Below are 14678 nucleotides of genomic sequence, written 5' to 3'. Positions count from 1 at the left end.
ATGATAAAGACATACTACTGACCAAGCATTTGCTAAACATCCTACATCCTTGCATAGCGATATTTTTCTGTTTGAAAACAATCAATCAACAATGGCATTCATAACAATTTCAGGCACTGTTGGACGCCCACTTATTAAATAAGTAGCCACGAATGTTACGTCAGCGTATACAACACTATCAACCAAAATTTGTTGTTCGAAATTAACCCGATTACGCTTTTCGTTCTTGGTAACTTTTTTTGCCAGAGCTGTAAGTCCAAAGTGTGCAGTGCCTGCGAGCTTAAAGCGACCGAACAATGGATTGCCGAACAACAGCACATTCTGCCTGATTGTGACTGGCAGCACATCACCTTTACGATGCCCCATGTACTCTGGCCTTTCTTCAACGACAACTGCCGCTGCTCAATGAGCTGTTTCGTTGTGCCACCCAAGCGATGCTCCGCTTTGCCCGAAAAATGGGCATTGAAATCAGAATTTTCTGTGCGCTGCACACCTACGGTCGTCAGCTGAACCAGCATCCTCATATTCATTTGTCGGTGACCCAAGGTGGCCTGGATCTCAAACAGGGGTCTGGCGCAGGCTGTTTTTTAAGAAAAAGGTCGTGGAGTCTATCTAGTGCATAGCCGTCGTCAGGCTGCTGCGTACCCGCTACGACAGGGCAGCTCCCGCTTTGTGCCCCGGCCTGGGTCATATACGCGATTATCGCCAGTGGTGTCGTTACCTGGAAGCGCAATATCAGCGCCGTTGGAAAGTGTACTTCGCCAAAAGAGGGACGGTCGTGCACCAATATTACGATCACCGGACACAGCAACACCGACAGCAGGAGCTGACACAGGAAGAGATGTTACGCCGCTATACCAGCCACATTCCGGCCGCCACTTTAAAATGGTTTGCTATTACGGTTTTCTGGCCAACCGCAAACGGGGCACGCTGTTGCCACGGGTCTATAAAGTGCTGGAAATGGAAGTGCGAACAAAACCGGTGAAACCGGGCTTCGCGGTGCTGATGAAGGGATTTTTGGGCACCGTTCCTTATCAATGTCTCTTGTGTGGTAACCGTCTGCGTTTTGCGGGCACCCAGAGGGGGCTGAGGGCGGCGGAATTACTGTCAGAGAGGCTTCATCGGATGGAGCGAAAACGATGGCTGCAAACGTCTTCTTAGGATCAATGTGCCTAAAAAACGGGTTTTAGGTTAAAAACCCGACTAAAACGGATTTATTATACGAAAGAGTACACCATATCTTGTCCTGACTGACGTTTATAAATGCAGTTTTGGATCAGACATCAGCGAAAAGAAGTGATTCAATTTCCTAACCATCAAGACCAGAGCCTTGCCGAGCTCGGCTAATCAGGGCATATACCTGCCGCCGGGATAAACCCAATGTCTGAACAGCAGCATCAGCGGCTTGATGACCGACCGTATTAAGCACTGCCAGTGGTTCAATGACCTCATTTCTGCGTTGAGCTTCTTGCCATGCCTTATCAGGCAATGTCATCACGCCCCGCTCGGTAATTTGTGGTGTGTCTAACATGCTCACACTTCACTTTAGTGCACACGAATACTGAGTATAATCGTGTTTAGTGCAGCCGACTTCTGACATTATTTTATCAGAAGTCATATACACACCAGGCTCTAATCCCTATTAATTGGTGCAGTCGTCTTCTAAAAATGACAATGGCTCACTGAAGCCGAATATATGTTTGCGACTACGTTGTCAGAAAAATTCACTCACCCACTTGAATTAAGTCAGTGTCCATATATCGGGTTAATTAGTAAAGAATTTCAACTTGCACAGGATCACTTATTATTTTAATAATCTCAGTGTTGGTTTTTTCAAATTCGACTTGATATTTTTCAGTATTAATGCCTGAGATAATATTATCTAGATAAGTATACGCGAATCTTATTGATTTATTTTTAGCCCAATTTGGCAGTAAGTCTATGTAATAGTTAAAAACTATGAAACCTTTTTTTTATTCACGTAAGTGATATTCAAAATCTCTTTTACCATCATTCTACCGTAACAGAAATCACCATTTCTATTAAATTCTTTTTTTCCTAAATCAGTAAGTATCCATATCTTATTCTTTCCTTTTAAATTTGATTTAACTAAACCAGAATCAACAAGAGACTCCATTCTAGCATTGACCCATATAGAATTATCACTATTTGAAGCTGGCCATTCAGTTTCTCCTAAACATAAATCAATTTTTTTATCGATTTCTTCTTGCACTTTGTTTATATAAAATTTAAGTTCTTCTGAATGGCAAGAAAAAGACAAAAAAGACAAAAAAGACAAAAAAGACAAAAAAATTATTTTCATTAGTTACATTCCTCATCGAATTCTGAAATAGCATCACTAACACTTTTATATTTATTTTTTGTAATAAATTCATTAACATAATCCCAATAATAATCAGAAATACCAGCATCTTCATTATTATATTTTATCTCATATGTAATGAACTCAACGGGGGATTCTCCAAATACATCTTCTTTATTAATTTTTTTCTTTGATAATATCATATAATAAGTCCCGTTCTTGACTCTTAGTTCATAATCTTGTATTTTTATTTCAGATGAAGATAATTTAAAATCAAACCAGGTGAAAGTATTATCATTTGGAACAGGAATTATATTAAATATCTTATCTTTATTTTTTATAAAGATTGTTAAAGTGTTGCTTGGATGTGATGTGTTATTTTCAAATTCCGCATAAAAAACCACATCTTTTTTTCCATCTCCATTTAAATCTAAAAAATTAGCACCATTATTTAGATTTACTTTACTCCCGTTACAAGATAATGTATCAAATGAAAAGATAAAGATAAAGATGAAATAATATTTAATTCTCATTTAAGTAACTCCTTACTAATCTAAATCCAACATCTGGAAGAAAATAATTTGAACTATGCATATCACAGCTTGATAAACTCTTTGAGTGAGAAAGATAACTACCCCCACAAAAATAATACATTTTAGTTCCATTAAAATCATAAATGTGGTAAATCCACTCAGAAACATTTCCACTCATATCATATAAACCTAAATCATTTGGAGATAATTTACCTACTATCTGTGTGCCAAAATGATTTAGATTAAATTCAGGATACCATGCTACTTTTTTGGGGTCATTACTCCCTGAATGATAATATCCATATCTTCCTAATCGTAATGCAGGCTTTCCACCTCTTGCTGCAACATGCCATTCATTTAATGTAGGTAAACGATAACCATTAGCTTTTTTATTTATATAAATGTTTAATTCTTTTTTTTTCTTAATAATTTCATTTCCTTTTTGTAAATATACAGGGTTGAGATTTGATTTTTCACTTAATGCATTTGAAAAGATAATAGTATCTAACCATTCAATATTAGTTACAGGATGTTTCCCATTATCTTGTTCAGAGGGAAGACAATCTTCATAAGATGCACCATTACAGCCATCATCAAATTCATAACCATTTAATATTGCCCATTCATATATTTCTTTATATAGTGAATAGGTTACTTCATTTTTCATTATATAAAATGAATCTAATTTAACGTTAAAATTAGATTCATAATCTTGAACACCAAATACATTACCTACATAAAAATCACCTCCTTCAACAAAACTAAATTTAATTTCATTAAACGAATATGATTTCACTGACATAACTATAGATAAAAATAAAACAATAAATTTCATTTTATTATTTCCAATTTTTATATTTCAATGTTACTAATGGGATATGAGCAGCAGGTCAAAATATATCCTTCTGATATTTTTTCTCTAGATATACCTCCTGAGTGCTCTAAGTTAACCTTACCAGAAACAAGTTTAACTCTACATTTCCCACAATATCCAGAGGCACAATGATACTTTAATTTTATATCATTCTTATAAGCACATTTTAAAATTGTTTCATCAGATGAGATATCGAGAACATCATTTCCTATTTTTAGCTTAAACATATTCATTGCCATTCTAATTTATGTTTTAATCTTGAAATTATTTCTTTTCTTATATTTTTATTCTCTTTAACGAAAGTATCAGTAGCAACTGCGTTTTCGTTAATTCTTCTTAATAAGTATGGTAATGATTTATCAATTGGACCATATGGTAAATATTTGCATGTTTTAATACCATTAAAAGCTAGTTCTGATGAAATATCATCTCTAATTCCATATAACTGTCCGATCCAAAACGATCTATTTTTCAATTCATTTTCATTTAATATAGTTGATATGCTTTTTTCATTATGAGTTGCAAAGAAAGGATAAAAAAAATCTATTTCTTTTGAAATAAATTTAACTAAAAAATGGTAATTTGAATCAGTGTCTTCTTTTTTTGAAAAGAATGTTCCAACTGATTTTTCTTTATTGTTAGTTTCCTCTTCTAAATAAGCTCCTCTGACAATTTTAACACCAGCTTTAATATTGTTATTAATAGCAATACTGTGAATCATCGTCAAAAGATCAACTGCTTCTTTTTTATAAGACTGTATTGTCAATGTTATAATAGGTGAAGATTTATTATATTTAATCATACAATCTATTGCAATTTTATCCACTGCTGTTTGAATCCAAGACTGCTCTGCATCGATCATTACTCTAACAGACTTGAGTTCTGCATAAGAAAATATTTTATTATAACGTTTTAATATTCTATCCCAAGAATTTATATTCTCTCCAAAAAAATTAATATCTTTTGCTTTTTTTTCGTAAACATGAATTGAACCTAATGATGAGGGTTTAATAACAACATACGGTATGTTTTTTTCTTCACTAGCAAGATCAATCAATTTCAATGTTGATTCAACAGCATTATCAAAGAAAATCTCATCATTTTCCCCTTCAATTGCATAATCTAATACACTGTAAATATTATTTTTTGATAAAATTCTTACATTATTTCTTACCTCGTTTATGTTCCTCCCTCCAAAATAAACTCCATTTAAAAAACCAATAAGAAATTTATTGTTTTTAATTAAGGTGAATCTGATTATTTTCAAAGAAACACTCTTTGTGATTTTATTTGTTAATAATAAAGTAACAAAGAATTTTAAAAAAAGAGTTGATACGCTGTATCTAGAATACAATGATATATTATCTTCTAATAGGTTATTATTTTTCAATTTATTATCATTCATTATTTATAGCTTATATATTAAACAATTTATGAATTATTTAAATTTCAGTTCCTAGTAGTGGGTCAGTGAAAGATCCACTACTAAAAAAAGATAATTTAAATTTCAGCAGTCTGTCCGCGGTAAAGACGACGAATTATATTATCGTCATCAAACTCTTCTCTTTCATGAATAACTCTTCTGTTATCCATTATAACTAAATCTCCTTTCTCCCAATAATGCTTATAATAATAACGAGGATTTTTCATAAATTGAGTAAGTTCGGTGAAAAACCTTTTTGTTTCTTCAGCTGTAAATCCAACAATTCTAGGTTCCCAACTAGCTGGCTGCCCTTCATCGAATGGAAAATATATTAGCATTTTTCTTACCCATCCAAGGTCAGTAAACACAGGAACTTTAAACCATCCAGCAGGAGAAACATCTACATAGTAGCCATATTCCAACACCCGAACTTCAAAAGTTTCATTTTCTAAAACATTTAATAAGTGCTTAGGCATTTCCTTGCATGCAAGAACATGATCACAAACAGTAGTAGCTCCTCTAAATTTCATGTTTTCTATTTCTGCAGCATATAAGAAAACTTGATCTACTTGAGATAATAATAATCCACCATCAGCGTGAAATGGAAGTTGTCCACGGCCAGTGACAATCTTTCCTTTTTCACCTTCAAGTTTCAATGTATCACGATATCCGAAGCCAACATCTATCTTTTCATCTGCATACTCAACAATTTTTCCATATTTACTATAAATATCACGAAATTCGTCAGCATCAAGATTTATTTGATTAACTATGACAAAACCTTGCTTCATAAGAATGTTTTTAACTTCTTCTGCAGAAGATTTTAAAAAGTCATTTGCACTAATTTTAGCACCAAAGCCAGACTTCATTATTGGTGACCATTGTAAATAGTTGTTCATTTTAATTGTCCTTATTAATATTTTTCACCAAGTACTTTTTTAAAATGCCTCTGAGAATCCCTAGAACTAAACGAATTTTTGTGAACTAATTTTGATTCTTTTCTATTTTCTTCTAATATATCAATAAATCTTTTATTCATGAACTTTTTTGTGTTTGAGTATGCTGTTTTGGGATATTTTGCTAGTGAATTAGCACGTTCTATTGCTGCTTCTAAAAGAATTTCTTTATTTGTTATTTGATTTGCAATGTTGTATTTAACACATAATTCTGATGAAAGCTCTTCGCATTCAAATACAATTTTTCTCATTAGATTATGCCCATGTGTAAAACCAAGTATAGCTGCACCTACAGAGCAACCAATCCCATGTTTTAATTCAGGCATTATAAACTTAGCTTCATTTGACATAATTCTTTGGTCAAACATTAAAGAAAATTGAAATCCCATCCCTATAGCGTAACCATCTACTGCCGCTACTGTTGGTTTGTTTACTTTTAAAACTGCACAATATAGATCAATTACTCGATCTATCCATGTTTCTACATTTTCTCCTGATAGATTTTTAACTTCGTTGAAGTCTCCACCAGAAGAAAAAGAACGATTTTTTCCACCATAGACAACAATGGCTTCTACATTCACATCTTGTTCAGCTTTAATTAAAGATTTTTTAATTGAATTTTCTAATTGTTCGCTAAATGGATTATGCTTATTCGTATGATTAAGTATAATTACTCTAATTGAGTTAAAATCTCTTTCTATAACCATATTAATTCCTTTTTATAATTTCACGCAACTTATTTTGATTTGCTTCCTCTATTGATAGCCTTCCTGTTAAAAATTCTTTATATATAGAGTAACTAAACCTTGTTTTATCTTGGTAATTATTTACCTCAGTTCCTATTATTTTTGCAAAAGATTTATTAACAGATGATCCTTCATGAATACCTATTTTTTTTCTCCATACTATCTCTTTTGGAAGCAAATTTATACTATCAGCATACTCACGCAAAATATTTTTCACCTCATTATCTCTAATTTTATAGTATGGGTCTAAGTTATTACATAAAGATATAAGGTTGTTAGTCCAAAATGGGTGGTAAACATTTAATCCATAATTTACAGCTCCATGAGTTGAAAACTCCCCAGTCCATTTAGTTCTATAAACTTGTTCAGACAATATTTTATTTGGTTCAATATAGAATTTTCTAGGTTCTAATATTCCTCCAAACAATAGATCAGAACCATACCCTGTTATCAGCGAATTAACTTTTCCTTTTGCTAATTCATAAATGTTAAATAGTCCTGATTGAATCTCAGAAGATAGTCCGTCAAATATTTCATTATGATAAATAGACTTTACTATACCTGATATAATTTCATCTTCACTAAGAATTTTAATTTCATGTTCGGTACCAAGATGATCAGAAACAATTTGAGAAAATTCAAATTCATTGCTTAATTCTGTACCTATAGACCATGTTTTAATTTTATTAAAATACTGTGATGATAAAGCAGTAACTAAGCTTGAATCTAATCCACCTGATAATGGAATACCTATAGTTTCGTTATTTTTAGACAATCTAGAGATTGAACTTCTCAATTCCGAATCAATTATATCCAAAAGGACGCTTCTTTTTATATCAAACGAATTTTCATCTACAGAAGATGCAATATATTTTACTTCTAAATAAGGATATCCCTGTGTATCAAATGCTAATTTATTTATTGTTCCAGGTTTTAATCTGGATACATTTCTTATTGGTGAAAAATTATCTGGCTTTAATGATTTTCTAACAATTTCTATTTCAGGCTTAAAATCAAAAGCTTTTTCTTCTTCTACTATACCAACAATTTTTAAACTATTAGTAATCCAAATAGAATCAGTTTGTACTAAATTTACTAAATTTAATCCTCGAGACTCTGTAATTACTTCTAGATTTCCTTTTTTATCTTCAATAAAAAGGCAGTAGTCTCCTTCTGCTATAGAAAGAATAGAATTGCCAAATTTTTCTCTAATTGATAATACAACCTCAACATCACTTAGCACACTAGATCTTCCATCTAATGTTCCAAGAATAGATCTAATGGTAGATATGTTATATATATTACCAATCAAAAAAGCATTATATTTTTCATTTTCAAATTTTGATACATTCGTTTTATCACGAAATAATATAATTCCAGTAAATAACTCATGAAATTCAAAATCATTTATTAGTTTATTCGATTTTTTATCAGTGCCATATTTGATAAAGCAAAATTCAGAGCCCAATTCAAAACTCCTTTTATTTTTATAATACTAAAAACAGGTTTTTAACAAAAAGCTTGACTTTACATAAGGATAACAAACAAGAAAAATACAATCAATATATTTGGTTATTTTAATTAAATATATTTAACATGATTACCTTAACTTCTTGTTATTTAATAATTTTAAAAAATCTAGTTAAATAATACATTATATTAATATGACTTTATTTCTTTTTTTATAATTAGAAATTATATAGTTTCATTTACATGTAGTTACCTTGCTCATCGCCCAGATGTTCAGTCACATAGTCGCGTAAGATATCGCGGGCCGCCCCGCATTGTTTCTCCTAAAGGGGGACGCCCGCCGTGACCCACAGAGGTGATGGTTCGTATCATTATCCTGAAACATTTCCATAACCTTTCCGATGAAAAGATGGAATATCAATTGCTTGACCGAATGAGCTGGCAACGTTTTTGTCGTTTGACGCCCGTTATGGCCTCACTGATCCTGATGACCCGCATCGGGCACGGGAGATAGCACAGGAAGAGATGTTGCGCCGCTATACCAGCCACATTCCGGCCTGCCACTTTAAAATGGTGCGCTATTACGGTTTCCTGGCCAACCGCAAACGGGGCACGTTGTTGCCACGGGTCTATAAAGTGCTGGAAATGGAAGTGCGAACAAAACCGGTGAAACCGGGCTTTAGGTTAAAAACCCGACTAAAACGGATTTATTATACGAAAGAGTACACCATATCTTGTCCTGACTGACGTTTATAAATGCAGTTTTGGATCAGACATCAGCGAAAAGAAGTGATTCAATTTCCTAACCATCAAGAATGATATGCATGCGGCCAGCTTTGAATTCTTCTTCCAAGTCTAAGCCTAACGCCTCTTTCATAAATGCAAAAAAGGTCAGAGCACTAAATCATCTGACCTAATTATCAAAATCCCAGATTGTTATTATTTGAAAAGCAATGACAGCGGCTTTTTTACAAAATTACCTCATGGTAACAAACTCTTCCGCCGCAGTCGGATGGATCGCAACCGTATTATCGAAATCCTTTTTCGTTGCTCCCATTTTCAGGGCAACCGCAAAACCTTGCAGCATTTCATCCATTCCAAAGCCAATACCGTGGATGCCTACTATCTTCTCATTGGCACCCACACAGACCAGTTTCATGCAGCATGGCTGGCGGTATTGTGTCACGGCAGTATACATTGCGGTAAATGATGATGTATAAACCTTAACCTGATCTTCACCATACTCGGCCTTGGCCTGTGGCTCCGTCAATCCCACGATGCCAATGGGTGGATGGCTGAATACCACGGTTGGTATATTAGAGTAATCCAAGTGCTCTTCCGGTTTGTTATTAAACAGACGTTCTGACAGACGACGTCCGGCTGCAACCGCTACTGGCGTCAATTCCACCGCCCCTGTATTATCACCAACCGCATAAATACCGCTAACATTCGTGTTCTGATATTTATCAACTTGAATATAGCCTTTCTCATTCAGCTCAATACCTGTCGCAGCCAGATTCAGCTTATCCGTCATTGGTTCGCGCCCAATCGCCCAGATTAACGTATCAACCGTCTGCTCCCGGCCATCTTGCAATTTAACTGTCAGGCTGCCATCACTATTTTTAATCACGGATTGTAATATTGCTTCCGTATGCAGTATCGGCCCTTCATTTTTGATGACTTCCAGCAATGTTTCCACAATCATCGGGTCAAAAGAACGCAGAGGGGCATGTTTACGGACAAATAGATTGGTTTCACTGCCTAACGCATTCAAAACACCGGCGATTTCAACCGCAATATAGCCAGCGCCCACTACGGCAACACGCTTCGGCATTTCATCAAGATCGAAGAAACCATCTGAATCAATGCCATATTCTGCACCGAGAATATCAGGGCGTACTGGGCGACCACCTGTTGCGATCAGAATGTGGTCAGCTGTGATTTTTTCACCATTAACTTCGACAGTATGTGCATCAACAAAACGGGCGAATCCTTGAATGACATCTACCTTATTGTTCCCCAATACGCGCTCATAAGATTGGTGGATACGATCAATATAGGCAGTGCGGCTGGCAATCAGTTTTTTCCAGTCAAAACGATTAACGGTGGTATCAAAACCATAATCGGGACCATATTGATGAATAGATTCCGCAACTTGAGCAGCGTGCCACATCACTTTCTTCGGTACACAGCCCACATTAACACATGTCCCACCTAATGCCTTTGCTTCAATCAGGGCACATTTCTGCCCATACATGGCAGCACGGTTAATGGAAGCAATGCCACCACTGCCGCCACCAATTGCAATATAATCATAATGTTTATTCATCTTAGGTCACTTCCGTCTAATCAATTAAGTTACTGCTAAAGTTCAACCTGGCGTCTATTATTACAAAAAGTTATCACAGACGGAGGACGATTCTAACTCTCATTACCATAGGCCACGCCTATTGAGTGATATCACGCCATAACGTATTCAGAGATAATCCATTGAATAACAATATATTTAATGAAATACATCTAATGATAACGCCATGCGGAACCCTTGCCTTATTCAGGTACAATCCACTCTACTGATGTATGCCCTGTACCTTTAGGAACCAGCACCTGATGCAGCCAAGGCAATATAGCCTTCATCTGCTGCTCCAATTTCCACGGTGGATTAATGACGATCATGCCTGATGCCGTCATACCACGTTGATCACTGTCAGGACGCACGCCTAGTTCAATTTGCAAAATTTTGCGGATGCCCGTTGCTTCAAGCTCCTTGACCAAGCGTTTAATCTGCTGACGTAGAACAACGGGATACCACAGTGCATAAGTGCCTGTCGCAAAGCGCTTATACCCTTCCTGAATGCCCCGAACGACATTTTGATAATCCGATTTCAATTCATAAGATGGGTCAATCAACACAAATCCACGACGGCTTCGTGGTGGCAGTTTTGATTTCAACTGCTGGAAACCATTTTCCCGCAGGACACGGGTGCGTTTGTCGCGGGAGAATTCCGTACGCAACAAAGGAAAATCACTGGGATGTAATTCACTCAGATTAAGCTCATCATATTCCCGCAATAAGTGACGAGCAATCAGCGGAGAACCCGGGTAATAGCGTAGAGAGCTAGACGGATTCAGTGCTTTCACGGCATTTATGTACGTCACCAATTCTTCCGGAATATCATCACGCTGCCAGATACGGGCAATACCTTCCAGATACTCTCCCGTGCGCTCAGCATGTTCCCCACTCAATTGAAAACGGCCTGCGCCAGAATGAGTATCCAGATACAGGAAAGGTTTTTCTTTTTCTTTCATTGATTCAATGATCAGGCTTTGCACTGTGTGCTTTAACACATCAGCATGGTTGCCGGCATGGAAGCTGTGGCGATAACTTAACATTACTTTATTTCCTGTTGAATTTTAATAAGTTTTAGTTCTACATAATGAGGAAAAATCATTTTATTACCCCGCACATTACCCCACAATTCATTGCACGAGCACTAAAACACGGTAAAGCATAGTAACAAAGTAAATACCGTTATAGCATCTTAAAAAGAGTAAATGTAGGTGAAGGTGTGGGGAAACAGATTACCCCACAGAGGAAAAATGAGGTCAGAGTGCTAATCAATGGGTTTAATACGTGACCAAATTCTGTTTTTAAGTCCGTTTAATTTTTATACTTGAATAAATACTACTACTTATTCTAATATTATGAATTAAAAATAAATTTCGATTTAATCTGATAAATTGGTCAAGTATTCAATCTGTTGATATAGCAATACACACGATAGCATTCGATTAGTTCAATTGTCTTATTCTACTGGCTTTGTTCGGCATTAAAATTGACTTTATAAAACTAGAATACATACATTGAATACATAACCAAAAATTTCAACTTGGAAATAAATGAGTTACCAACTTCGATTAAAAGATTTTAAATTTAAGTTGATAACTCTCATGCTTCATTAGAATCTGCTACATTATAGACCTAAAAACTCAATATGCTGAATGAATCCTTTACCAGATAGATAATTATCTTCATGTAATGTTAACTCTAAAGTTCCTGCTTCTAAATCAACCTCAGTTGTTCGATATACAACCGGCCCGTAGTTTGAGCCTGATTTATAAGGTGTTAACACTCTTTCTTCAAAGAACTTGATATTTTGATCAAAAATAAGACGAGATTGTTGCAGCTTCATTTTGACTGCATAATCAAAATTGAATGAATCTGACATATAAGCATAATACATACGTAAACGATAGCGGCCTGCTGACTTAACCTGTAAGGTGATTGTAGTCGGGCCTCTCTCATAACTTCTCCGTTCTGTTGCTGAAAGATAATTATAGCTCCCGTCATTAGATGAACGACCACCATTCAGGAATACATCACCGAGGAAAATATTATTATAGTTATGGTCGATAAATAAATTGTCTGTGTCATTTGGATCTAAACAAACCCGTGAAGGCTTTCTTTGTGCACCAAAAGTCAAATGGGATTGGATATTAGTATAGTCACTTGTCCAATATATCATTGAACGTTTTGCCTGGGTTTGTGGCTCATAAAGATCATCACCATTATAATTATTAAGAGCAGCAATGAGGATATCATTGAACATAATATCCGCTTGCTCAGTTAGTGATTTACTGTATTTTTCAAGATTATCAGGTGCATAACCCCATTCAGCGCCATTAACTATCGTGTCTCTTAATGTAAAGAAATACAATAAGCAGGAAAGAGCACAAATACTTGATAATTGAGGAATGCTTTGACTTTTAGCAGTATTAATGCTGAGAATGCATAAACGACGCATATTGGATATTGAGATCTCATTACGAACGACAATAAGCTGCCTTGCTTCATCTGTTGGATTTTTTTGATAAGCGGAGATAGCATCCTGTAAGCTTTCTGCATCTTTTCTTACAGCTTGATATTCTGACTCTAACCATTCACTGGTATATTTAATTAATGTATCCTGAATAATTCCAATAACATCAACTTCCTTAGGCTCTGTCAATTTTTTGTAAGTCAGTTTTAATAAAATGCTTAATACGGTGGATACGACACTTAGTGGAGATGCGGAAGTTGGTTGATTAAAACCTTTCGTTTTAATCATGTTTAATGCTTCTAAAGTCAAAATATGCAATTTAACATTATTGTCTTGTGTATCTATAATATTTTCCAATTCCATTGTAAATTTAACCTCATTTTGTTTGCAGAATAAATTCTTATTTATCAATTATATTAGCCGACACATTTATGGGGTTAAATTTCAATTTTTATTATTTGATTGACAAAAGTATCTATAATTTAATTATATATTTAATGTGTTGAAAACTGTGATTGCAATACAACTCTACAATTAAGATTTTACTGCAATTTATATGCACCAAACAGCATTAGATTCAATGCAATGAAATTCATAATACACACTATTTATGCGTAAGCGATTGTTAATATTAATTCTTTCGATCTAGCTAGTAAATTATCGATATATTTAAGGGGTAATAAAATGTCTTGTTTTAAAGTAAAAAAATAACACGTCAAATAAAAAACCACCTGCTGATTATGATAACTGGTTAGGCTTCTGGGAAAAGTAAAAAGTAAAAAGTAAAAAGGGAAGAAGGTTTCACATAAATTCGATGCAGATAAACAGCAACAATTTATTGATGACTACCCGCCTCTGAAAAACGGAGTAGGTTAGAGTGAACTGATCCTATTTATTGATGCGGTGCATCCTTCCCAGTACACAAAGCTCAGCTATGGCTGGATGAAAGCAAGAAAAAATCAGGTAAAAGTGGTCGAAACCACCGGCAGTCGTACCCGTCTCAATATTCTGGGTGCCCTCAATTGACAACGCATTGAAGACACGGTGATCCGTGAATATCCGAGCATCAATGCTAAAAACATCGCGTATTTTTTCGGGACAATCCGGGAACCTTATCCGCTTTCGCAAAAAACCCATATTATTCTGGATGGAGCGGGTTACCACCGGGCAGAGTGGGTAAAAGATATTGCGTATGTCCTTAATATTGAATTGCATTACCTACCGCCTTGTATCTTAAATGTAGGTTAAAATAAATACGATTAGATTTGGTGCGGTGTATGCAGCCTGATGCCGCCTAGGGTTCCTAGCCCGTCTGTAAGCGATTGGCGCATACACCCAGCCACTCATCTGAAACCCGAACAGTTGTCCGTATTCCATAACGTATTTGCAAGGAGGGGTAATAATGAGTCTGCCAAATCCACTCTGTGTGGGAATTGATGTTTCTAAAGCCACACTGGACATCGCTGCCAGTCATGAGTTTGCACAGTTCACTGCAAGTAACGACTCTGATGGTTTTGATGCCATTCTTGCTGA

Annotated in this window: 12 protein-coding genes and 5 pseudogenes; 5 read left to right on the top strand and 12 right to left on the bottom strand. The window is 35.3% G+C overall.

Translation table 11 applies throughout. The features are described from left to right. Positions 1 to 234: 234 nt before the first annotated feature. Positions 235 to 1161, top strand: a pseudogene (locus BM135_RS17960) (IS91 family transposase); the annotation flags it as partial. A gap of 148 nt (positions 1162 to 1309) precedes the next feature. Here the strand turns inward: BM135_RS17960 and BM135_RS09265 are convergent. The 9 genes from BM135_RS09265 to cpmA form a co-directional block, all read right to left on the bottom strand. Then, positions 1310 to 1531: a hypothetical protein gene (locus BM135_RS09265; protein ID WP_425445176.1), complete on the bottom strand. Its 222-nt coding sequence runs from the start codon at positions 1529 to 1531 to the stop codon at positions 1310 to 1312. A 426-nt stretch (positions 1532 to 1957) separates the two neighbouring features. Continuing rightward, the gene (locus tag BM135_RS09260) at positions 1958 to 2323 is read right to left on the bottom strand and encodes a hypothetical protein (protein WP_092519471.1); all 366 of its coding nucleotides are present in this window, start codon (positions 2321 to 2323) and stop codon (positions 1958 to 1960) included. Then, positions 2323 to 2856, bottom strand: a complete 534-nt coding sequence (locus tag BM135_RS09255) for a carbapenem self-resistance protein CarG family protein (protein WP_092519470.1) — start codon at positions 2854 to 2856, stop codon at positions 2323 to 2325. Before BM135_RS09255 ends, BM135_RS09260 begins: the two co-directional genes overlap by 1 nt. Next, complete coding sequence (locus BM135_RS09250; RefSeq protein WP_092519469.1) at positions 2846 to 3691, bottom strand: formylglycine-generating enzyme family protein; 846 nt, start codon at positions 3689 to 3691, stop codon at positions 2846 to 2848. The genes BM135_RS09255 and BM135_RS09250 overlap by 11 nt, the downstream gene beginning before the upstream one ends. A 17-nt stretch (positions 3692 to 3708) precedes the next feature. Further along, positions 3709 to 3957 (bottom strand): 2Fe-2S iron-sulfur cluster-binding protein, encoded by a 249-nt coding sequence (locus tag BM135_RS09245; RefSeq protein WP_245737352.1) that lies wholly within the window; start codon positions 3955 to 3957, stop codon positions 3709 to 3711. Between the two features lie 2 nt (positions 3958 to 3959). Next, positions 3960 to 5135 carry a proline dehydrogenase family protein gene (locus tag BM135_RS09240; RefSeq protein WP_092519468.1) on the bottom strand — a complete coding sequence of 392 codons (1176 nt, stop codon included), beginning with the start codon at positions 5133 to 5135 and terminating at the stop codon, positions 3960 to 3962. A 95-nt stretch (positions 5136 to 5230) separates the two neighbouring features. Continuing rightward, positions 5231 to 6052 carry a TauD/TfdA dioxygenase family protein gene (locus BM135_RS09235; RefSeq protein ID WP_092519467.1) on the bottom strand — a complete coding sequence of 274 codons (822 nt, stop codon included), beginning with the start codon at positions 6050 to 6052 and terminating at the stop codon, positions 5231 to 5233. 14 nt (positions 6053 to 6066) lie between these two features. Next, positions 6067 to 6816: a carboxymethylproline synthase gene (gene cpmB, locus BM135_RS09230; RefSeq protein ID WP_092519466.1), complete on the bottom strand. Its 750-nt coding sequence runs from the start codon at positions 6814 to 6816 to the stop codon at positions 6067 to 6069. Between the two features lies 1 nt (position 6817). Next, a complete protein-coding gene (cpmA, locus tag BM135_RS09225) occupies positions 6818 to 8323 on the bottom strand; it encodes a carbapenam-3-carboxylate synthase (protein WP_092519465.1) in 1506 nt (501 codons plus the stop codon). 300 nt (positions 8324 to 8623) lie between these two features. Here cpmA and BM135_RS17190 point away from each other — a divergent pair. Both BM135_RS17190 and BM135_RS16630 read left to right on the top strand, forming a co-directional pair. Next, positions 8624 to 8785, top strand: a pseudogene (locus BM135_RS17190) (transposase); the annotation flags it as partial. Between the two features lie 35 nt (positions 8786 to 8820). Continuing rightward, positions 8821 to 8970, top strand: a pseudogene (locus BM135_RS16630) (transposase); the annotation flags it as partial. A gap of 331 nt (positions 8971 to 9301) precedes the next feature. Here the strand turns inward: BM135_RS16630 and gorA are convergent. The 3 genes from gorA to BM135_RS09200 form a co-directional block, all read right to left on the bottom strand. Further along, positions 9302 to 10654, bottom strand: a complete 1353-nt coding sequence (gene gorA / locus BM135_RS09210) for a glutathione-disulfide reductase (RefSeq protein ID WP_092519463.1) — start codon at positions 10652 to 10654, stop codon at positions 9302 to 9304. A gap of 221 nt (positions 10655 to 10875) precedes the next feature. Beyond that, entirely contained in the window at positions 10876 to 11718 is an 843-nt protein-coding gene (locus BM135_RS09205) for a 23S rRNA (adenine(2030)-N(6))-methyltransferase RlmJ (RefSeq protein ID WP_092519462.1), read from the bottom strand. A gap of 581 nt (positions 11719 to 12299) precedes the next feature. After that, positions 12300 to 13508 carry an insecticidal delta-endotoxin Cry8Ea1 family protein gene (locus BM135_RS09200; RefSeq protein WP_245737351.1) on the bottom strand — a complete coding sequence of 403 codons (1209 nt, stop codon included), beginning with the start codon at positions 13506 to 13508 and terminating at the stop codon, positions 12300 to 12302. 435 nt (positions 13509 to 13943) lie between these two features. On the opposite strand from BM135_RS09200, the pseudogene BM135_RS09195 reads away from it, so the two are divergent. Together BM135_RS09195 and BM135_RS17420 are read left to right on the top strand one after the other, a co-directional pair. Further along, positions 13944 to 14372: pseudogene (locus BM135_RS09195) on the top strand (transposase); the annotation flags it as partial. Between the two features lie 175 nt (positions 14373 to 14547). Beyond that, positions 14548 to 14678, top strand: a pseudogene (locus tag BM135_RS17420) (IS110 family transposase); the annotation flags it as partial.

The sequence above is a fragment of the Xenorhabdus japonica genome (assembly GCF_900115195.1).
GTDB classification, from domain to species: domain Bacteria; phylum Pseudomonadota; class Gammaproteobacteria; order Enterobacterales; family Enterobacteriaceae; genus Xenorhabdus; species Xenorhabdus japonica.
The sequence above is the reverse complement of the archived record's forward strand: the minus strand, read 5'-3'. Positions and strand labels throughout refer to the sequence as shown.